This is a genomic window from Kitasatospora sp. Root107 (assembly GCF_001424875.1).
Classification (GTDB): Bacteria; Actinomycetota; Actinomycetes; order Streptomycetales; family Streptomycetaceae; genus Kitasatospora.
Genome location: NZ_LMCT01000026.1, coordinates 1 through 17906, shown reverse-complemented (window position 1 = coordinate 17906; position 17906 = coordinate 1). Strand labels below are relative to the sequence as shown.

The window sequence follows — 17906 nt, the reverse complement described above, 5'->3', positions numbered from 1 at the left end:
CATATTCGTCTGTCGTGTCGATCTGCGGCTGCGCCGTTCGACCTTGGGGTAGAGAGGGCCGGGAAGCGACCCCCGATCAAGGAGAACGATGATGGCGAAGTACATGTTGATCATGCGAGGCACGGACGAGTCCGTCGCGAAGATGATGGAGACGCCTTTCGAGGACATGCTCGAGACGGTGGGCCGGTTCAACGAGGAACTGATCCGGGCTGGCGTGCTCGTCGCCGCTGAAGGGCTGGACGACCCGTCGCAGGGCGTGGTGGTCGACTTCAGCGGGGAGACCCCGGTGGTCACCGACGGCCCTTACGGCGAGACAAAGGAGCTGTTCGGCGGGTTCTACCTGATCGATGTCGCCTCGAAGGAGGAAGCGGTCGAGTGGGCCAAGCGTCTCCCGGCCATCGCAGGCTCGAAGTGCGAGGTCCGTCGTGTGCCGGGCATCGAGGAGTTTCCGCAGGACAACGAGTGGATCATCAAGGAGCGGGCATGGCGCGAGCGGACCGGCCAGATCTGATGCCCGCGGCCGCCGGCGGCCCGCCGAGCGCCGAGTCGGCGCGGCGGGCCGCCGAGGCGGTCTGGCGGATCGAGTCGGCACGGATCATCAGTGCACTGGCCCGCTACACCGGGGACTTCGCGCTCGCCGAGGATGTCGCTCAGGAGGCGCTGGCGGAGGCACTGGTCACCTGGTCGCGCGACGGCGCGCCGGCCAGCCCGGTGGGCTGGTTGCTGGCGACCGCACGGCGGCGGGCCATCGACGGCTTCCGTCGTAAGTCGGCGCTCGACGAGCGGTACGCCATGCTCGCGGGCCAGCTGACCGAGGGCGAGTTCAGCTCGGGCGCGGTGGCCGCCGGCCGGCCGGACGACCTGCCGTGGGATCCCGACCGGGTCGACGACGACGTCCTCGCGCTCATGTTCACCGCCTGCCATCCGGTGCTCGCGCCCGAGGCCCGAGTGGCGCTCACGCTGCGCGTGGTGGGCGGCCTGTCCAGTGAGGAGATCGCCCGGGCGTTCCTCGTACCCGTGCCAACCATCCAGGCCCGGATCACCCGGGCGAAGAAGACACTCGCCGCGGCGCACGTACCGTTCGAGCTGCCGTCGTCCGAGGAGCGACCAGCGCGGCTCGGCGGGGTCCTGAGCGTCCTGTACGTGATCTTCACAGAGGGCTCGACGGCGACGACCGGCGACCGCCTGCTGCGCACCGATCTCGCGTACGAGGCCGTTCGTTTGGCCCGGATGCTGGCCGCCCTGCTGCCCGCCGAGCCGGAGGTGTACGGGCTGCTCGCCCTCTTCGAGCTCACCGCCGCGCGCTTCCCGGCCCGTACCGGACCCGACGGGGAGTCAGTGCTCCTGGAGGACCAGGACCGCCGACGCTGGGACCAGTCGGCGATCCGTCGTGGTCTGGCCGCGATCGGCCGGGCCACGACCGTCGGGCGGGGCCTCGGACCGTACGGTCTGCAGGCCGCGATCGCCGCCTGCCACGCGACCGCGCCCTCGGTGCGGGAGACCGACTGGGAGCGTGTCGTGCTCCTCTACGAGGCGCTCGGCCGCGTAGCCCCCTCTCCCGTCGTCGAGCTCAACCGGGCCGTGGCAGTCGCCATGGCGAGCGGACCGCAGCAGGCACTGTCCATGGTCGACGAACTGGCCGCCGCCGGCCGCCTCTCGGGGTCCTACCTGCTCCCGAGTGTGCGCGGCGAACTGCTGGTCCGGCTCGGCCGGACCGCCGAGGCTCGGGCCGAACTGGAACTCGCCGCCCGGCTGTGCCGCAACGCCCGCGAACGGTCAGTACTGCTGCGCAAGGCGGCTGCGCTGGAGTGACGCGCACCCACCCAGTGCAGCCGCCCCGTCTGCACCTCGGCCGACCGGTCGATCGAAGGTGTGGTGGTGGCTGGTTGCGTAGGTGTCTTGGCAGGAGTTGACGATGTTGGGGACCATGGATGTTCACGAGAAATCCTTCACGAACACAGCCGGGCCTGGTCTAGCCTCGCCGCCCTCGCTGAACGCCAACGACCGCCAGGCTTTCCGGGGGCGCTGACCCCGGACGCCACCATGTCCGACGACGGCTCCGAGCGAGACCTCGACGCCTGGACCGAGCGGGAGATCTTCGCCCCCAACGGGCAGATCGACGTGGAGAGCGAGCGGGACGGCGGCCGCGCCCCGCTCAGCGGCTCATGTCGGCGGCGGCCAGGCGGTCGTCGGCTCCAGCTGGGGCCGACGAGTAGTTGGGTCCGGTCGGCCGCGCCGGCGAGCGGTCCCCGCTGTTGTCGCCGAGCTGCCGCGTGACCGGCTCGTGGTGACGCTATCCGACGGGCCGTCACCAGCCGCGCGGGGAATGGTCGCCGGTGCGTCCCCGCGGCGAGCACCAGGGCGTCGTCGATCGCCTCGCACAGCTCCGGCAGGACCCGCTCGGCCCGGCTCAGCAAGTCCCGGCCGACCGGCAGCATCACGAAGGCCCGCAGCGGGCTGGTCAGCTCGTAGCACTACGCGCCCGGCGTCGTGTCGGTGCGGGTCGTGCTGCTGCGTTCCTGGGAGCGGTGGGCGATTGAGCGGTCACCGCTGGACAGGTGCTCGACTGTGGCGAGGAAGTCCTGGAAGGCCCGGTCGGTGCGGGTGGCGTCGGCAGTGGCGTCGAGGTCCATGAGGAGACCACGGATGACGGCCAGGACGAGCGTCGCGAGCTCCGGGCGACCGATGCTGCGCAGGCCGTCCTCGAGCGGCCCGAGCCAGTCGGTCGTGGCGGTGCGCCGGAAGTCGGGCCACAATTGCTGCTCCGCGCTCTCGCGCAGCTGACCGAACATCCGCAGGTACGGTCGCCCGTCCGGGCCGGTGATCGAGGTCCAGGCGCGCTCCAGGGTGACCGTGTACGGCTCGTCGGGTCGCACCCGCAGGAGGTCGCCGAAGGTGTCGAGCTGACGCTGCCGCGCGTGCCCGAGGACGGCCCGCAACAGGGCGTCGCGGGTGCCGAAGTGATAAATCAGCATGCGGGCCGAGGCGCCGGTGGCGGTGGCCAGCGGCTCGAGCCGGTCGGGGAGGCCGTGCGCGAGGGCGTAATCGGCGCAGGCATCGAGCAGTCCCTCTTTGATGTGCGGTTGCGGTCGTCTGCCCATGACGACATCTTTTCCCGTAACAACGGCTACGTCTACCGTTGATCGAAAGAGGGTCAAGGCAGACGTGGAGGCAGCGATGAGGGTCGTGTTCGTGCATGGGGCGTGCGTGCGGGACGGGTCGTGGTGGTGGCACCGCACCGCCGAGCTGCTGCAGGAGCGAGGGGTGCCGAGCGTGGCCCCGGCACTGCCGAGCTGCGGCGAGGCGGGCCGGTCCGCAGGCGCCGGCGGTCCTGGGCTGTCCGAGGACGTCGCCGCGGTGCGGCAGGTACTACAGGACAGCGACAAGCCGACCGTCGTGGTCGCCCACAGCTACGGCGGCATCGTCACCGCGGAAGCCGCCGCGGGAATCGGGTCGGTACGCCACCTACTGCTGGTCTCCAGCTACCTGCCCGAGATCGGCCAGAGCCTGTCGGACTTCGGGGACGGCACCCCCGCCCCGTTCCTCGACGTCGACCCCGATGCCGGCACCTTCGGGGTCCGCCCCGAACTGCTCGCGGACACATTCCTGCAGGACTGCGCCCCAGAGATCCAGGCACAGGCGGCGGACCACCTCGCCCGGCAGAGCGTGCAGGTGACCGCGCAGCCGGTCAAGGCAGCCGCATGGCAACAGGTGCCCTCGACGTACCTCGTCTGCGCCCAAGATCGCGGCACCCCGCCGCGCCTACAGCACGAGTTCGCCCGCCGGGCCGGCAACATCGTCGAACTCGACGCCGGCCACCACCCGTTCCTGTCCCAACCCGCAGCGGTCCGAGACCTGTTGGTGAGTCTGTGACGGCAGGGGCAAGATGATCCACGGGTTCGCGGCGGAGCCATTTCCGCGCGGTCCCTCACCCGGCGCCGCGCTCAACCCGTAGGAACCGGCCGGCGCCGGCGTGGAAACACGATGCCTGCAACCAGCAGGGCCAGAGGGCTTGGTTCTCTTCGGCGGACGCGCTGTCTGCCGAAGAGAACCGAACCCAGGTTTCGGGGGCGGCGTCCTGCTTGGTGCCGATCGTCTCCCCGCGCGGATCGTCGGGCTGCCGCGGCAGCGGGTCAGCCGGAGATCCGGCGTGGGCTGGGGGCGGTGTCGGGACGGGGTTCTTCGGCGATCCACCGGGCGAGGGAGGCCAGTGTGGCTTCGGCGCTGTCCACCATGTGGTGGCGCAGTGCGTCGAGTTCGCCGCGGGTGGTGCCCAGCACGGGGTCGAGGCGCAGGAGTTGCCACGACTGCTGGACGAGGGTTCCGCGTCCTTGGGGTCGGAAGGTCCAGCTCCATCGCACGATGCCGTTCTCGGTGCCGCCGACGACGAAGGTGAAGGCGGTGCCGGGGTCGGCCCGCGCGATCTGGGAGCGAGTGGTCCAGTGCCTGCCGTCCCTGTGGTTGCGCCCGCTGAACCAGGCGCCGACTCGGGGCCCCGCATCCTGGTCGAAGGCGACATCGGTGGTGTCGGGGCTCCACCGGGGGATCGTGGACACGTCACTGACGAGGTCGTAGACCCGGGCGGGGGTGGCGTCGACCCATGCGCGTCTGGTGAAGGCGAAATCCGCCGCGTTCAGGGCATCGAAGGGGTCTTGTGCGTGGACGACGGCGATGCTCAAAGCGTCCTCCTGAGGAGGTGAGGGGGGTGCGGTCAGGCCCACCTCATCGCGGCTCGTGCCGCGTAGCCAGACCTCCCGCCGCCTATCCACGGCGGGGAGAGGTTGCGTGCTGCGGGCCGCCCCATACTCGGAGCCATGAACGGGAAATCACAGCTCGGAGACTTTCTGCAGACGCGGCGCTCCCAGCTGCGCCCCGATGAGGCGGGGGTGCCCACATACGGTGAGCGTCGCCGTGTGCCGGGGCTTCGCCGCGAGGAGTTGGCGCTGCTGGCGGGGGTGAGCGCCTCCTACTACGCCCGGCTGGAACAGGGACACTCGCTCAACGCCTCACCGGAGGTGCTGGAGGCGATCGCCCGGGCCCTGCGACTGGACGAGTCCGAACGCCGACACCTGCACGACCTGACCCGGTCGGCCAAACCCCATAGCCGGCGCCGCCCCGCACCGGAGCGCGTGACGGAGGCCACCACCCAACTGCTGGACGCGCTCGGGCACCTCCCCGCGATCGTGATCGGCCGGCGCAGCGACGTCCTGGCGTGGAACCGGCTGGGTCACGCGCTGTTCGCGGGGCACCTCGACCCCGGCGCCCCGGACATTCCGGCGCAGCGCCCCAACATGGCCAGGCTGGTGTTCCTTGACGCCCACACCCGCGATCTGTACGCGGACTGGCCGAGCAAGGCCAGGGCGGTGGTGGGGAGCCTGCGCCTGGTGGCGGGCAAGTACCCGCAGGACGCCGTACTGCACACGCTGCTGGGTGAGCTGAGCGCGCGGAGTGAGGACTTCGCGTCCATGTGGGCCGATCACCGGGTCAAGGCGTGCGCGGTCGCCGAGTACGAGATGCGGCACCCGCTGGTCGGTTCACTGACCGTCACGCAGCCTCCTCGACCAGGCCATCACCCAGACCGCCCCCGCCCGTTCGGACAGCCGGCTCAGTAACGGCTGACCCCGCACACTTCTCTCCGGCCGGCCCGTACCTGCGTGGCCGGTCCCGACCAGGCAACCATCCACCCGATGCGGCGGCGCGTCGCCTCCGCACGCCCGAAAGCAGTGAAGGAATCCCCGTGTTCACCAAGCTCCCCAAGTCCGTGATGCCGGCCGCCGCCGCGATCGTGGTCGCGATGGCCGCTCCGGCTGCGGCGTCCGCTGTCTCGCTGCCGCTCGACCACGCGCGTACCGCCGTACACTTCGACCTGGCCAAGGGGCGGACACCGGAGAACATCGCGCTGGCCCCGGACGGCAGCGCGTACGTCACCTTCGCCAAGGCCCGCCAGATCGCCGCAGTCTCCCGCCTCGGTGACATCCAAATCCTGGCCACCCTGCCCGCACCAGCCGACGGCGGCGTGCACACCCCGGCCCTCGGCTTCCGCTGACCACCGGAATCGTCCGCGCCCACGACGGCACCCTGTACTTCCTCTACGCCACCGGCACCGCGGACCTGACCGGCGTATGGCGCCTGCGTCCGGGCGGCCAACCGCAGCGCATCGCCGCACTGCCCGCCGCCGGCCTGCCCAACGGCCTGGCCCTGGACGCCCGCACCCGCACCCTGTACATCACCGACTCCGCCCTCGGAACCATCTGGCGTGTGCCCGCCTCCGGCGGCACCGCCACCGCCTGGTCCACCGACCCGGCACTGGCTCCCGCCGGTTTCCTCGGCGCCAACGGCCTGAAGATCCACAATGGGGCGGTCTGGGCCACCAACCTCGACAAGGGCACCATCGTCCGCATCCCGATCCTCCCCGGACAACGCGCCGGCACCGCCCAGGTCACCGCCATCGGCCTGACCGGAATCGACGACTTCGCCTTCACAGGCCACGGCGACGACCAGATCATCGCCGCCCTCAACACCGTCAACCAGGTCGCCCTGATCAGGCCCGACGGCACCCACACCACCGTCCTGACCGCAGCCGACGGCCTCCAGGGGCCCACCTCCATCGCGCTGCGCGGCAACACCGTCTACGTCATGAGCGCCGCCTACCTCACCGCGAAGGACCCCAACCTCCTCCTCGCCCGTCTGGGCCACTGAGCCACACCCGGCACCCCTTGAGAAGCGTCTGCGGTACCGGTCTTCACGGACGTGAGTCCGACCGGAACGGCTCGGTCGGATGATCAAGCTGCTTGCCGGGCACCTACGGCGCCAGGCGCGGGTCTTCGATGTCGACGGTGTGGATCCCAGGCGGATACAGCCCCGGACGGGCCGTCAGGATCAGGTGCTGCAACGGACGCACCGGAGTGGGCAGGCTCGTGGCGATGACATGGGCCAGATCCTGGCCCCCGAACCCGTCACGGACCATCGTCGCCACCATCACGGCGGTACTCGCATCCAGGGGCTCGAACTCGACCGAGGGCAGCGACAGGATCGCGTGCGCGGTGCCCTCGTCCTTCACCTCGGCCTCCACCAGGCACAGCACCGGCACCAGCAGATGCTGGAACGGGCTCCGCAGGGCGGAGTCCACCAGGCGGTGCAGACGCTCGTGACCGTCGGCCAGCGCGGCCAAGGCGCTGGAATCCAGGATGATCACGCGCTGCGCCGGGGGGCGACCTTGGCGCGCGCGTCAGCCGCGGCGATGTCGTAGACCCGTTGGAGCAGGTTCGGACCTTGGTCCAGATCGGTGTCGGTGAGGGTCATCCCGAAGTGCTCCCGCATCAGCCGACGGCCCTCGGCGACGCGCTCGGCGATCTGCTCCGGGGTGGGCTGCTGCTCCACCAGCAGGGCCACCTGGGCACCGATCGTGGTGCCCTGAGCTGCCGCGAGAGCGGCCAGCCGGTCACGTGTATCAGGGGAAACCTTGATCGTCGTATCAGCCATACCGAAATCGTATACCGCTGGTACACGAGTGGTATACCGATCCGCCGGCCCGCTCGGGCTGCGAGACTGGGGATCATGACCGACCGTCGCAGCCTCTCGCTGCCTGCCTTCTCCGAGCCCACCGCCGACGCTTCCGTACCCTTCCAGGCGGGCGGCCGCCGTCTGCTGCCGGTCGAGCAGGGCGCGGACTTCCGCCAGCCGCCCGGCGAGACCGCGCCGGTGCCCGCCCCGGCCCGGCGCCCGCTCGCCGCCGGTGGCCTCACCTTCTCCGACCCGGCTCGGCAGATCTGATCCTCGCCGGCGGGCGCCGCCTCGCCAGCCACCGCATCACCAGGTCCAGCTCCACCGATCCCGCGGAATCGACCCTACGCGCGTCACCCGCGCGCACACGGACAACTCGCACACGGCCAGGCCGGCCCCCGCCGACCCCGGCCTCGGGCCGCCAATCGAGCGCCGTATCGCGCCATCGGAGCATCAACTCCTGCGGTGCGGGCGCGGCGGCTCGACTGGGTGGCTAGCGGACCTCGTCTAGGGCGATGCTGTTGCGCGTGGGGCCGATCTTGATCTTCACGGTGACGTAGCCGGGCTTGCCGTCCTTGGTGCCGTGCTCGCCCCAGTACTGGCAGGTGTAGCCGGTGTCGGCTCCGAAGTCGAAGGTCTTGGCGACCGGGATCTCGTCGCAGGCAAGCTTGCTCGCGTCGCTGGCACCGGAGGCGGAGCCGTAGCGCTCGTTGAACCGGTTGTAGATTTCCTTCGCGACCAGGAGCGCCTTCTTCGGGGTCTTGGTGTAGGAGAAGACCATGCTGCCTTCGGTGTACTTGTCGTCGATCTTGACCTCGTAGGGGATCTCGGCGCCCTCGTAGGTGACCACGCACTGGCTGACGGCGCCGGCCTTCATGGTGATGCCGTCGGCGCACTTGGCGCTCGTCGTGCCGGGCACGTGGGCGCCGGAGAGAACGTCCTCGCGCAGCGCGTGCTCGACCTTCTCCACCACCGGCGCCTTGGTGCCCGGTAGCGGTGTGACCCTGAGCGCGTCGCCCCCGCGCGGGAGCACGTCCTTCTGCGGGCCGTCGATGGTCACCGGCAGCACCTTGACGGCGTTCTTCGCGCCGCTGTCGGCGGAGCCTGACGGACTGTTGGAACCGCCGCACGCGGTGGTCAGCAGACCGACCGCGACAACGACTGTGAAAGCCTTGATCATTCGCATGGGCCAGGACTCTATCGGCGCGGCCACCCGGCACAACGGCCGGATGGCAGTACCGCCGAGTAGGCGGGAAAGGCCTGTGCAGTGCGGGTGCGTTCAGGTGGCGGCCTCAGCGATGGCGGCCGGCAGCTCGACCAGTCGGTCTTGGCTCGGGACGTCGTCTGCCACGGTCTCGGTCCAGCCGTCCGGCATCTGTTCGGCGGTCAGCGCCGGGCCGATGCTCGCCCGGCGCGGCGCCGGTGTCGAAGAGGCGGTGCGACTACTCACCGCGTACGACGTCCGGTGGGCCTGCGACGTGCTGCACCCGGTCTCGAGGCCACCGACGGCCTCGACGGGCGGGTCTCGATCGAGGTCGACCCGCGCTTCGCACGCGATACCGCGGCGACGATCGCCGAGGCGCGCGCCTTGTGGTGGGCGGTGGACCGCCCCAACCTGTTCGTCAAGATCCCCGCGACCCTCGAGGGCCTGGAGGCGATCAGCGCGGCACTCGGCGAGGGCATCAGCATCAACGTGACGCTGATCTTCTCCCTGGCGCGCTACGCCCAGGTCGTGAACGCCTTCCTGGACGGCATGGAGCGGGCCCGGGCGGCCGGGCGCGACCTGTCCGCGATCGCCAATGCCCGCCTCGCCTACCAGCACCACGAAGGCGTCTGCGCCTCGGACCGCTGGAGCGCGCTGGCAGCGGCGGGTGCCCGCCCGCAGCGACCGCTGTGGGCCTCCACCGGCGTCAAGGACCGGCCTATCCGCGGCGACACCATCCACGGCACCTACGCCGCCTCCCGTCAGGTCCTCGACGACCTGGCGGCCGTCGGGATCTCGTACGACGACGTGGTCCAGGCCCTGGAAGAGGAGGGCATCGCCAAATTCACCACGTCATGGCACGAGCTCTACGGCAGGCTCGAAGCCGAACTGCAGGGCAAGCACAGCCACAGCGCCCGGTGACCGTAGACGCATGAGACACCGGCGCACGGCCCGCCGAGGCAAGCCGGTGAACGTCCTTGTTGGCCGGAGCGCTACCAGCTACTCCGGCAAGCACAAGGCCCACGGCCTGCTGTTCCTCGCGCTCACCGATGAGCGGGCCGACCTGTTCTGGATCTCCGCGCCAGCCGACCGGGGGGCCCGGCCGCGTTGCGGTACCGGATCTTGTACCCGTGGGGGCACCTGACCCACCGGGATTCCGGGTACTCGCAGTCCTTGAAGAAGGAACCCATGCCGCGGATGAGGCTGGTGGTCGCCATGGTCGGTCCCACTCCCGGGTGTCATGCTGACTGTTTGCTGATCCCGGATGATCGGTCAAGCCCTGAGCTGGGGAGAAACGCCAAAGGCGTGATACGTGGTGGAACTATGTGGGCCGATCCGGCGAGGAGATCGCCCAGGCGCGGTCGGACTGGATGGAGGGGTCGCGCTTCGGCGAGGTCCAGGGCTACGACGGCGCCCGGCTGCCTGCTCCCGAGCTGCCCCAACTGCCCCTGAAACCACGGGGGCGAGTGCGCTGACCTGGGATGGTGAGCTCAGGGCGACTGGCGGCGCGTGGTTGTGGATTGCTGTCGCGAGGCGCCGCAGTAGGTCGCCCCGGGAGCCTGCCGGCGGGCCCGGAAGCCGCTTCTGTTGGGCGGCCAGGGTTCTCGGGTTTGGCCGCCTGTAGCCGGGTTGAGTCATATCAATGCTGACGCAATGCTGACTCAGCTGACGTGGAGTCAGGTAGGCGCCAGCAGATCACGTGCCTGGGTGCGGGTGGGTGTCTTCGGCTCTGGCCCGTAATCGGTGGTGACGTAGCGTCATTGCTGCTCGGGTGTCACGGCGCTGGGGTATTCGCGGACGGGGCCCGGGCATTGAGGCTGTACGAGCCTCTGGATGGCGCTGAGGTTCCGAACGAACGTCGCGGAGGTTCAAGTGCGTGCCGTGTTCGTGTTCCTAGGATTTCGACGGCGGAAGGGAAACCCGGAAAGCGCGAGAAGCACCGCGCGGTTCGGCTCCGACCGGCCTCATCACCCCTCCTCAGACAGGAGCACCGCCATGTCCGAAACTCCTCAGACCACTGACGCCGCCACCTCCGACGCAGGCCTGCTCGATCAGACCGCGGTCGCCGTGCACGCAGCCGGCGCGGCGCTGCGCGAGCGCTTCGGCGAAGTGGTCCGCTACGAGAGCCGCGAAGAGCTGATGCGTGCGCTCGCCGCCAACGACGACACCGCCCTGGAGATCCTCCGCCCGGCCCTCACCCGACTGCGGCCGCGGGCCCGGTGGGTGGAGGACGAGCTCGACGGCGGGGCGCTGCCGTCCGGCGAGTGGTGGGTGGTGGACCCGGCCGAGGGCAACGTCAACCACCTGCACGCCCTGCCCGAGTGGGCGGTGACCGCCACCCTGGTGCGCGACAACCAGCCGGTGCTCACCGTGGTCCACCTGCCGCTGACCGGCGAGACCTACACCGCCCGCACCGGAGGCGGCGCCCACCTGGACGGCCGGCGGTTGAACGTCTCGGCGACCGCGGACCTCGGCCTGAGCATCGTGGCCACCAGCCAGGCCCGGCCGGACGAGGACCAGAAGGTCGTGCTGCGCGTCGGCTCCTCGATCACCGCGATGCTCTTCGACGCGCTCGTCGTCCGCACCTCGGTGCCCGCGACCCTGCACCTGACGAACGTGGCCGCCGGCCGGACCGACGCCTTCTGGCAGTTCGCCGGCGCCCGCGCGGACCTGCTGCCCGGAGCGCTGCTCGTCACCGAGGCCGGCGGACGGATCTCCGACGCCGAGGGCCGGCCCTGGACCCCGCAGAGCGAGAGCTTCCTCGCCACCGCGCCCGGCGTCCACGCCCAGGCCGTCGCCACGCTCTCCCGCTGACCCGGCACACCACAACCGCACCCACGCAAGGAGCACATCACCATGACCACGATCGCAGTTCTCGGAAACGGCCGCGTCGGCGGCAACCTGGCCACGGCCCTCACCCGGGCAGGCCACCAGGTGACTGCAGTGGACCGCTCGCCGGGGGCCGCCGCCGATGCTGCCCGGACAGCCGAGATCGTCATCAACGCCACCCCTGGCGCCGGCTCCCTGGAGCGTCTCGCCGCCCTGCGCGAGGAGCTGCACGGCAAGATCCTCATCGACGTCTCCAACGCCACCACCGACGGACCGGACGGACTGCCCGCCGACCTCGTCTACCCCGGCTCGAGCCTCGCCGAGCAGCTCCAGGAGGCACTCCCCGAGACGCGCGTCGTCAAGACGCTCAACACCATGCTCTTCCCCGTGATGACCGCGCCGGCCGCGCTCACCCAGGCGCCCACCGCCTTCCTCTCCGGCGACGACCCGCAAGCCAAGCAGACCGTCCGCGAACTCCTCACCGACCTCGGCTGGAGCAAGGAATGGATCACCGACCTCGGCGGGATCCGGACCGCCCGCGCCACGGAGGCCGCCATCCTCTTTGTGCCGCACGTCATCCGGTCCAGCGGATTCACCCCCTTCGCGATCTCGATCGCCCGCTGAGGGTCGAGCCGCGCCGGCTACGGGGACCGGAGGTTGGCGAAGCGTGGGTAGTGGCGACCTCGTTGTCCGCAGGCCGCAGGTGATGCAGATCGTCGAGCCTCCAGCTGACGCCCGGACCGCCCGTGCCGCCGAACTTCCTTTCCATGGCCGTGAGTTGGCGGTATTCGCTGAGCTGCGGCCCCACCTCTGGTCACGCGCTGTCGGCCGGTCCATGGCCGGGCGGGTGCCGGTTCGGTGAGAGCGAGGCTGCTGCGGCCGACCGGGCGTACTCGCTGGGGGTCTGACCGTAGTGCTTCTTGAAGGCTCGGGTGAAGTGGCTGCCGTCCGCGAACTGCCAGTGTGCGGCGAGTTCCGAAATGCTCAGTCGCCCTGACGGCGCGTCAAGGGCGAGCCGGGCCTCGTGCAGTCGCCGGTGGCGGATGTAGGTGGTCACCTGCTCGCCCACTGCGGCGAAGGCCCGGTGCAACGTGCGGACGGAGACGTTGAGTTCACGCGCGAGCATGGCCGGAGAGAGCTCGGGGTGCGTGAGCAGACGGTCCGCGAGGTCCTTCGCCGCCTGGGTGAGTGCGGGGGCCAGCCGGGGTTCCACGTCGTCGAACCGGCCCTTCGCCACCGCCTTGGCCAGCTCGACCAGGGTGCCTTGGGCGGCTGCCACACCGGCCGGGCCGAGGTCGGCCACGGTGGTGTGGATCATGTCCGTGAGGGCCGTCAGCAAGCGCATCTCGGCCGAGTCCGCCGGGCCGGTGACGACCCGGTTCCCGAGCAGGGGTTTGAGCTCGGCGGGGGGAAGGACGAGGAACTTCGCCGTGAGGTTCGCCGACGTCTCGAAGGCCGTCAGGCTCCCGACGTGCCGGACGAGGAACTGCCCGGCCGACACGGTCCGGTCGCCCTGACCGGGCGGGCCGCCCAGAGTCCACGCGCCGTGCCGCACGACGTACATGGCCACCAGATCCTGATCGCCGCCCGGGACGTCCGCGGTCCGGGTGGCCGACGCGGCGTGCAGATCGGCGATCGCCGCGTCGTGCACCTTGGCCACGTTGCCCTTGACCCGGAAGTCACCGACCGTATCCGTGGTGAAGTCCGGCAGTTGGAAGACGTCGTCGCCGACCTGGGTCTCCCACCCGCGCCGGAAGGCGTCGAGTCCCCGCGGTGCGGCGCCCTGGGCGGTCGAGTCCACTGCGAACACCCCGCGCGTGCCGTCGGTCTCCGCTCCGATACCGTGCATCCCTCTTCGATCCCCTCGTATGCACTGCTTCCACGCCGTCATGTGGTCGCCGTACCGATCTTCCTACAGACGGCTCGCGTGGCAGCGGTCGAGGGGTGGAGCACGGGGCCGGCCGGGTTCGGTGTGGGTGTACTCGACCCGTGGCGGGACGACGGGGTGACCTCCCGGTGGATCAGGCCGTTGTGCTCGAGCATCCGGAGGTTCTGGGTGGGCATTTTGTGGCTGACGCCCTCGACCTCGTCGCGCAGCTCGCCGAAGAGCAGGGTGCGGTCCCCGAGGGCCTCGATGATCAGGAGGGCCCACTTGTTGGCGAGGTCGGAGAAGATCTCCCGTGCCACCGAGTCCGCGGACGGTCGTGCCCCGTCGACGGGCTGCGCACTGAGGGCCGGGTCCTGAAGGTCCAACCATGCCCGGTAGTTGCCGGCTTGGTTCCGTCAACCACTGCCTCCGAGGCCGGACAGCGGGCCACACTGGCTACCGGGGCGCTGTCGTGCGTATCCGCGCCCGCACCGGTCAGCATTGCGGGATGCGCGGGGAGGAACAGGATGGGGATCACCATCATGGCGGCGGCATCGCCGGCCTCGCGACCCGCCAGTTGGCTCGCCGGGCCGGCGCCTCCCGCCGGACCCTGATCCGCCGCTTCCAGACCGACACCGGCCAACCGCCGATCCGCTGGCTGCTCGACGCCCGGCTCGCCCGCGCCCGCGAACTCCTCGAATCCGGCGACCTCACGGTCGAAGCCGTCGCACGCCGCTGCGGCCTGGGCACCCCGGCGAACTTCCGGACGCTGTTCAAGGCGCACGTCGGGGTACCGCCGCCTGCTTAGGCACCGCCGCTACGAACGCAAGGCCGACCACTTCGCTGCCTTCGCCAGCATCGCCGCAGCCCTCATTTGCACCCGACGACTATCCAAATGAGACATCTTCTAACGCCTTGGACGTCGACCCTGCCACCCAGACGGCCGGTCTGTCCCATCAGGGGGACGGCCGTCGGCTCGTCGACCGACCCGTGATCAGCAAAGACCCTTGGTCCTTCCGGGTCACCGCCCGCTGACGGGCCGCAGTGCGCGCGTATCCGCGGGAGCGGACATCGGGAAGTTCCGGCGGTAGCGGTCCGGGGTGGTAGCCAGGCGGCGGGAGAAAACGCGGTGGAGGGTCTCGCCGTGTCGGTACCCGACCGTCCTGGCGATGGCGCCGACGGTCAGGACGGTCGTCTCGAGCAGGCGGCAGGCCGCTTCGAGGCGGAGGCTCTCGACGAGGTCGGCCGGGGTGCTGCCGGTTTCGGCGCGGAAGGCGCGGGCGAAGTTCCGCTCGCTCATTCCCGCCCGGCACGCCAGGGCCGCCACGCTCAGGTCCTGGTCGAGGTGGTCGGGCAGCCAGTCCTGGACGGACCGGATGGCCGGGGTCCGTGCGTTCTGGGCGCGCAGTTGGGCGCTGAACTGGGTCTGGCCGCCGGGCCTTCGGGTGAAGACGACCAGCCTGCGGGCGATGGACTGTGCCAGTTCGGCTCCGTGGTCGTACTCGACAAGGGCCAGCGCGAGATCGATGCTGGTGGTCACCCCTGCCGAGGTCCACCGAGTGCGGTCGTGCACGTAGATCCGGTCCGGTTCGACCCGCACCCGCGGGTAGCGCTCGGCAAGCTGCTCGGTCGCGCCCCAGTGCGTCGTCGCGCGGTACCCGTCGAGCAGCCCGGCCGCGGCCAGCAGTATCGAGCCGGAGCACACCGCGGCAACGCGCTGCGAAACCCCGGCGAGCAGGGGAAGTTCCCGGACCACCCCCTGGGACGTCGACGGGTCGAACGCCCCGAAGCCGCCGATCACGATCATCGTGTCGATGTCCGGCTCGCCGAGGGCGGCCCCCCGGATCGAGTGCTCGACGTGGAACCTCAGCCCGCCGTCGGCGGTGACGGCCCCCGCCCGCGGCGCCGCCGTCACCAGCCGGTAGGCCGTGGTTTCCAACACGGTGTTCGCCGCGTTGAACACGTCCATCGGACCGGCCAGTTCGGTCAGTTGAATACCGTCGTACACCACGAGAACGACGGTGCGGGGTGAAGGCATGTCACCATCATCGCCGCGAGCAGGGGATGTTGTGACCCCCATTCGGCCGCCACCGGTCACCCGGTGTGCCGGCCGGTGTCGCCGGCGTGCTCCCGCAGGAAGGCGATGACCAGTTCGGCGACCTGGTCGCTGGACTGCGCATGGGGGTAGTGCCCGCCGTCCTCGATCACGGCGACCCGCCCGAGCCCTTCGGGCATGGCCGCGACGATCGCCTCGCCCTCGGCCACCGGGTCGGGGAAGTCCGGGTCCTGGGCGCCCATGATCACCAGCGCCGGGCACTCCACATCCGCCAGCCGAGCCTCGGCGTCGGCCGGAGTGGTCCGGCCGGTCTTCATGAACTCCTCCCACCGCCCGGGTCGCCGCAGCGCCGTCATGAGGTCGTCGATCTGCCGTCCGTAGTCGTCGGGCTTGCCGGGATATGCGACATCGAGGTAACTGCGCCNCCACCGCCCGGGTCGCCGCAGCGCCGTCATGAGGTCGTCGATCTGCCGTCCGTAGTCGTCGGGCTTGCCGGGATATGCGACATCGAGGTAACTGCGCCACATTCCACGGGACTTCAGCAGCTGTGTCCCGATCAGCCGCAAGCCGCCCCGGCGGTAGCGCCGGACGGTGAGCAGCGCGCTCGCATCCACCTTCGAGACCCTGGTGAACGGGTTGATCTCCACGATCGCGGTCACCAGTTCCGGGGCCAGAGCCGCGGCGACGGTGGCGGCGCCSCCGGACATGGAGTGCCCGACGATCGTCGCGGGCCCGCCGAAGTACCGGATGACCCCGAGCAGATCACCGGCGACGTCGGTCCGGCTGATGGCGTGCTTCCCCGTCACAGAAGCCCAGCCGGTACTGGACTCCCCGTGCCCCCGCATGTCCGCGTTCACCACCCGGTACCCCGCGCCGACCAGCNTGATGGCGTGCTTCCCCGTCACAGAAGCCCAGCCGGTACTGGACTCCCCGTGCCCCCGCATGTCCGCGTTCACCACCCGGTACCCCGCGCCGACCAGCACGGGCACCAGATGCCGGAAGTCCTGGCGCCATGTCCCCATGCCGTGCGAMAGCACCACCAGCGGGCCCTCGCCAACCACGTCGCAGGCGATGCGCCCGCCCTCCAACACCACGAACTCCGTCATGTGCCACACCTTCCGTCGGCCACCCACCACCGCGACATCCGCGGCACACCGATTGAAGACCCCGCACCTCCACCGCAGGGAGCGCAGGGCGGGGACGGTCAGACAGCAGGCCGTCCTGGTCAGAGACTGACCTAATCGGCAAATGCCCCGCGCGCTGCCCTGCCTGTCCGGGGCGGCCCGACCCCACAGCGGAGACCGGCGGCGATCACCGCCCGCCTCGGTGAAGTCACCCTGCACGCTCGTCCCGCACGGACCGGCTGGCCGCCTGGGCGCTCCGGCAGCCACCCTCCAGCCTCCAACTCCCGCCCGCTCTCGGCCAGGACAGGGGTCGGCGGCATGCTGAGCGGCATGACGAACGGCGCGGACATGCACCCGGACCGGATCCCAGGCTACGACGGCGGACCCTTCGCCCATCTTCCCGAGCTCCTCGACGAGCCCCTGTTATGGCGGGGATACCTCTGTCCCTGCGTGCAGCGCGAGGAGGCCGGGGAGCTCCTGTTCGGTGCGGACTACGACGCCGCGGATTCCCCAAATGAGATGACTTCTAAGAGGCCAGGCCGAGATCGAGGATCTTGGCGGCCTTGCCGATCGACCCCGCCAGCCCGCTTGATCCTCACCCACTGGTTTTCGGGGTAATAGTAGGGGAGTGCCTTGCTGAGGTCGTGCGGATGCCGGAGAAGGTAGCCGTCGACCGTTCCGTATTTGTCCGCGTACCAGTCGATGGTCTCTTTGATGCGTGCCGGAAGCGGGACGTCGCGGTACTCGGTGACCTTACGGTGCTTCAGTCGCCCGTAGGTTTTGGTGGTCTGATTCACCTGCTCCGTGATCCGGTAGATGTCGTCGGCCACGATGTTCTTGAGGTTGACTGCTGCTGCCTCCCCGTTGCGCATCCCGCAGCCGCTCATGAGGTCGGTGATCAGGGGGAACATGTCGTCGCCGGCGGTGCGTATGTCCCGGAGTTGCGACGGTGAGGGAATGACTGCGCGTGCCGGGTCATACTGTGGAGGTTTCACCCCCTCAAGCGGGTTCTCGTCGTAGATGCCGAGCCGATGGGCGTCCCCCGTACTTCTGGATGCGCTCGGCCCTGGTCTGGTTCTTCGGGGTGTCCTTCTTGGCCTTGTAGACCTCGGACAGTCGGGTGGTGGCCTTGTCCTGGGTGGCGTACCCGGACTCCTCGATCTGCTTCCCGGCCGCGTTGCGGTACCGGATCTTGTACTCGTGCGGGCACTTGGACCACCTCGCCTGAGACCGCGTTTGAGATCTGAGATGACTGGGCCTGGGGTCTGCCCGGGCAAGAACGGCCCGCAGACTACAGTGCGTTGCACGAGTTCAAGATCGGCT

18 protein-coding genes and 6 pseudogenes are annotated in these 17906 nt (G+C 70.2%); 11 read left to right on the top strand and 13 right to left on the bottom strand.

Annotated elements, in window-relative coordinates:
- Positions 1–91 precede the first annotated feature (91 nt).
- Together ASC99_RS22285 and ASC99_RS22280 are read left to right on the top strand one after the other, a co-directional pair.
- On the top strand, positions 92–511 hold the full coding sequence (locus tag ASC99_RS22285; RefSeq protein ID WP_057234819.1) for a YciI family protein: 420 nt from the start codon (positions 92–94) through the stop codon (positions 509–511).
- Entirely contained in the window at positions 484–1812 is a 1329-nt protein-coding gene (locus ASC99_RS22280) for an RNA polymerase sigma factor (RefSeq protein ID WP_057234817.1), read from the top strand. Before ASC99_RS22285 ends, ASC99_RS22280 begins: the two co-directional genes overlap by 28 nt.
- Before the next feature lie 662 nt (positions 1813–2474).
- Here ASC99_RS22280 and ASC99_RS22275 read toward each other — a convergent pair.
- Positions 2475–3101, bottom strand: a complete 627-nt coding sequence (locus ASC99_RS22275) for a TetR/AcrR family transcriptional regulator (RefSeq protein ID WP_057234816.1) — start codon at positions 3099–3101, stop codon at positions 2475–2477.
- A gap of 76 nt (positions 3102–3177) precedes the next feature.
- Here ASC99_RS22275 and ASC99_RS22270 point away from each other — a divergent pair, with 76 nt between their 5' ends.
- The gene (locus tag ASC99_RS22270; RefSeq protein ID WP_057234814.1) at positions 3178–3873 is read left to right on the top strand and encodes an alpha/beta fold hydrolase; all 696 of its coding nucleotides are present in this window, start codon (positions 3178–3180) and stop codon (positions 3871–3873) included.
- 260 nt (positions 3874–4133) lie between these two features.
- Here ASC99_RS22270 and ASC99_RS22265 read toward each other — a convergent pair whose 3' ends face one another.
- Positions 4134–4679 carry an SRPBCC family protein gene (locus tag ASC99_RS22265; protein WP_235502699.1) on the bottom strand — a complete coding sequence of 182 codons (546 nt, stop codon included), beginning with the start codon at positions 4677–4679 and terminating at the stop codon, positions 4134–4136.
- A 135-nt stretch (positions 4680–4814) separates the two neighbouring features.
- Between ASC99_RS22265 and ASC99_RS22260 the strand changes: the two genes are divergently transcribed.
- On the top strand, positions 4815–5612 hold the full coding sequence (locus tag ASC99_RS22260) for a helix-turn-helix transcriptional regulator (protein WP_082598532.1): 798 nt from the start codon (positions 4815–4817) through the stop codon (positions 5610–5612).
- A gap of 152 nt (positions 5613–5764) precedes the next feature.
- A pseudogene (locus tag ASC99_RS22255) lies at positions 5765–6699 on the top strand (SMP-30/gluconolactonase/LRE family protein).
- A 103-nt stretch (positions 6700–6802) separates the two neighbouring features.
- Here the strand turns inward: ASC99_RS22255 and ASC99_RS22250 are convergent.
- Together ASC99_RS22250 and ASC99_RS22245 are read right to left on the bottom strand one after the other, a co-directional pair.
- A complete protein-coding gene (locus tag ASC99_RS22250) occupies positions 6803–7195 on the bottom strand; it encodes a hypothetical protein (protein WP_057234812.1) in 393 nt (130 codons plus the stop codon).
- Positions 7192–7482: a hypothetical protein gene (locus ASC99_RS22245; protein ID WP_057234810.1), complete on the bottom strand. Its 291-nt coding sequence runs from the start codon at positions 7480–7482 to the stop codon at positions 7192–7194. The genes ASC99_RS22250 and ASC99_RS22245 overlap by 4 nt, the downstream gene beginning before the upstream one ends.
- A 75-nt stretch (positions 7483–7557) precedes the next feature.
- Between ASC99_RS22245 and ASC99_RS22240 the strand changes: the two genes are divergently transcribed.
- Positions 7558–7773 (top strand): hypothetical protein, encoded by a 216-nt coding sequence (locus ASC99_RS22240; protein WP_057234808.1) that lies wholly within the window; start codon positions 7558–7560, stop codon positions 7771–7773.
- A 223-nt stretch (positions 7774–7996) separates the two neighbouring features.
- Here ASC99_RS22240 and ASC99_RS22235 read toward each other — a convergent pair whose 3' ends face one another.
- Positions 7997–8689, bottom strand: coding sequence for a hypothetical protein (locus ASC99_RS22235; RefSeq protein WP_082598531.1), 693 nt, complete (start codon positions 8687–8689; stop codon positions 7997–7999).
- Between the two features lie 93 nt (positions 8690–8782).
- Positions 8783–8953, bottom strand: coding sequence for a hypothetical protein (locus ASC99_RS40890; RefSeq protein WP_235502716.1), 171 nt, complete (start codon positions 8951–8953; stop codon positions 8783–8785).
- Between ASC99_RS40890 and ASC99_RS22230 the strand changes: the two are divergent.
- The 4 genes and pseudogenes from ASC99_RS22230 to ASC99_RS22220 all read left to right on the top strand — a co-directional run.
- Positions 8907–9628 (top strand): annotated as a pseudogene (locus tag ASC99_RS22230) (transaldolase family protein); the annotation flags it as partial. The gene ASC99_RS40890 and the pseudogene ASC99_RS22230 sit on opposite strands and share 47 nt — an antisense overlap.
- Before the next feature lie 392 nt (positions 9629–10020).
- Positions 10021–10182 (top strand): annotated as a pseudogene (locus tag ASC99_RS40885) (pirin family protein); the annotation flags it as partial.
- 520 nt (positions 10183–10702) lie between these two features.
- The gene (locus ASC99_RS22225; RefSeq protein ID WP_057234802.1) at positions 10703–11521 is read left to right on the top strand and encodes an inositol monophosphatase family protein; all 819 of its coding nucleotides are present in this window, start codon (positions 10703–10705) and stop codon (positions 11519–11521) included.
- Positions 11522–11563: 42 nt separating this feature from the next.
- Entirely contained in the window at positions 11564–12160 is a 597-nt protein-coding gene (locus ASC99_RS22220) for an NADPH-dependent F420 reductase (RefSeq protein ID WP_057234800.1), read from the top strand.
- Positions 12161–12350: 190 nt separating this feature from the next.
- Here the strand turns inward: ASC99_RS22220 and ASC99_RS37525 are convergent, their stop codons facing one another.
- Positions 12351–13385 (bottom strand): helix-turn-helix domain-containing protein, encoded by a 1035-nt coding sequence (locus ASC99_RS37525; RefSeq protein ID WP_057234798.1) that lies wholly within the window; start codon positions 13383–13385, stop codon positions 12351–12353.
- Between the two features lie 87 nt (positions 13386–13472).
- Positions 13473–13789 (bottom strand): annotated as a pseudogene (locus ASC99_RS22210) (winged helix-turn-helix transcriptional regulator); the annotation flags it as partial.
- 86 nt (positions 13790–13875) lie between these two features.
- Here ASC99_RS22210 and ASC99_RS22205 point away from each other — a divergent pair.
- Positions 13876–14211 (top strand): helix-turn-helix domain-containing protein, encoded by a 336-nt coding sequence (locus ASC99_RS22205; RefSeq protein ID WP_369824257.1) that lies wholly within the window; start codon positions 13876–13878, stop codon positions 14209–14211.
- A gap of 213 nt (positions 14212–14424) precedes the next feature.
- Here the strand turns inward: ASC99_RS22205 and ASC99_RS22200 are convergent, their stop codons facing one another.
- The 5 genes and pseudogenes from ASC99_RS22200 to ASC99_RS40865 all read right to left on the bottom strand — a co-directional run bounded on the left by ASC99_RS22200 (position 14425) and on the right by ASC99_RS40865 (position 17494).
- Positions 14425–15441: a GlxA family transcriptional regulator gene (locus ASC99_RS22200; protein WP_057234794.1), complete on the bottom strand. Its 1017-nt coding sequence runs from the start codon at positions 15439–15441 to the stop codon at positions 14425–14427.
- A 56-nt stretch (positions 15442–15497) separates the two neighbouring features.
- Positions 15498–15883 (bottom strand): annotated as a pseudogene (locus ASC99_RS40880) (alpha/beta fold hydrolase); the annotation flags it as partial.
- Between the two features lies 1 nt (position 15884).
- Positions 15885–16341: pseudogene (locus ASC99_RS40875) on the bottom strand (alpha/beta fold hydrolase); the annotation flags it as partial.
- 1 nt (position 16342) lies between these two features.
- The coding region (locus tag ASC99_RS40870; protein ID WP_235583094.1) for an alpha/beta fold hydrolase at positions 16343–16565 on the bottom strand (223 nt) is incomplete at its 3' end.
- A gap of 509 nt (positions 16566–17074) precedes the next feature.
- Positions 17075–17494 (bottom strand): hypothetical protein, encoded by a 420-nt coding sequence (locus tag ASC99_RS40865; protein ID WP_235502698.1) that lies wholly within the window; start codon positions 17492–17494, stop codon positions 17075–17077.
- Positions 17495–17906 lie beyond the last annotated feature (412 nt).

What these genes read in the sequence shown, in the direction of transcription:
- ASC99_RS22225 (WP_057234802.1), top strand. Translation starts at nt 10,703, where the DNA reads ATGTCCGAAACTCCTCAGACCACTGACGCCGCCACCTCCGACGCAGGC.
- ASC99_RS22240 (WP_057234808.1), top strand. Translation starts at nt 7,558, where the DNA reads ATGACCGACCGTCGCAGCCTCTCGCTGCCTGCCTTCTCCGAGCCCACC.
- ASC99_RS22235 (WP_082598531.1), bottom strand. Translation starts at nt 8,689, where the DNA reads ATGCGAATGATCAAGGCTTTCACAGTCGTTGTCGCGGTCGGTCTGCTG.
- ASC99_RS22220 (WP_057234800.1), top strand. Translation starts at nt 11,564, where the DNA reads ATGACCACGATCGCAGTTCTCGGAAACGGCCGCGTCGGCGGCAACCTG.
- ASC99_RS22200 (WP_057234794.1), bottom strand. Translation starts at nt 15,441, where the DNA reads ATGCCTTCACCCCGCACCGTCGTTCTCGTGGTGTACGACGGTATTCAA.
- ASC99_RS22280 (WP_057234817.1), top strand. Translation starts at nt 484, where the DNA reads ATGGCGCGAGCGGACCGGCCAGATCTGATGCCCGCGGCCGCCGGCGGC.
- ASC99_RS40865 (WP_235502698.1), bottom strand. Translation starts at nt 17,494, where the DNA reads ATGTTCCCCCTGATCACCGACCTCATGAGCGGCTGCGGGATGCGCAAC.
- ASC99_RS22245 (WP_057234810.1), bottom strand. Translation starts at nt 7,482, where the DNA reads ATGGCTGATACGACGATCAAGGTTTCCCCTGATACACGTGACCGGCTG.
- ASC99_RS22260 (WP_082598532.1), top strand. Translation starts at nt 4,815, where the DNA reads ATGAACGGGAAATCACAGCTCGGAGACTTTCTGCAGACGCGGCGCTCC.
- ASC99_RS22270 (WP_057234814.1), top strand. Translation starts at nt 3,178, where the DNA reads ATGAGGGTCGTGTTCGTGCATGGGGCGTGCGTGCGGGACGGGTCGTGG.
- ASC99_RS37525 (WP_057234798.1), bottom strand. Translation starts at nt 13,385, where the DNA reads ATGCACGGTATCGGAGCGGAGACCGACGGCACGCGCGGGGTGTTCGCA.
- ASC99_RS22275 (WP_057234816.1), bottom strand. Translation starts at nt 3,101, where the DNA reads ATGGGCAGACGACCGCAACCGCACATCAAAGAGGGACTGCTCGATGCC.
- ASC99_RS22285 (WP_057234819.1), top strand. Translation starts at nt 92, where the DNA reads ATGGCGAAGTACATGTTGATCATGCGAGGCACGGACGAGTCCGTCGCG.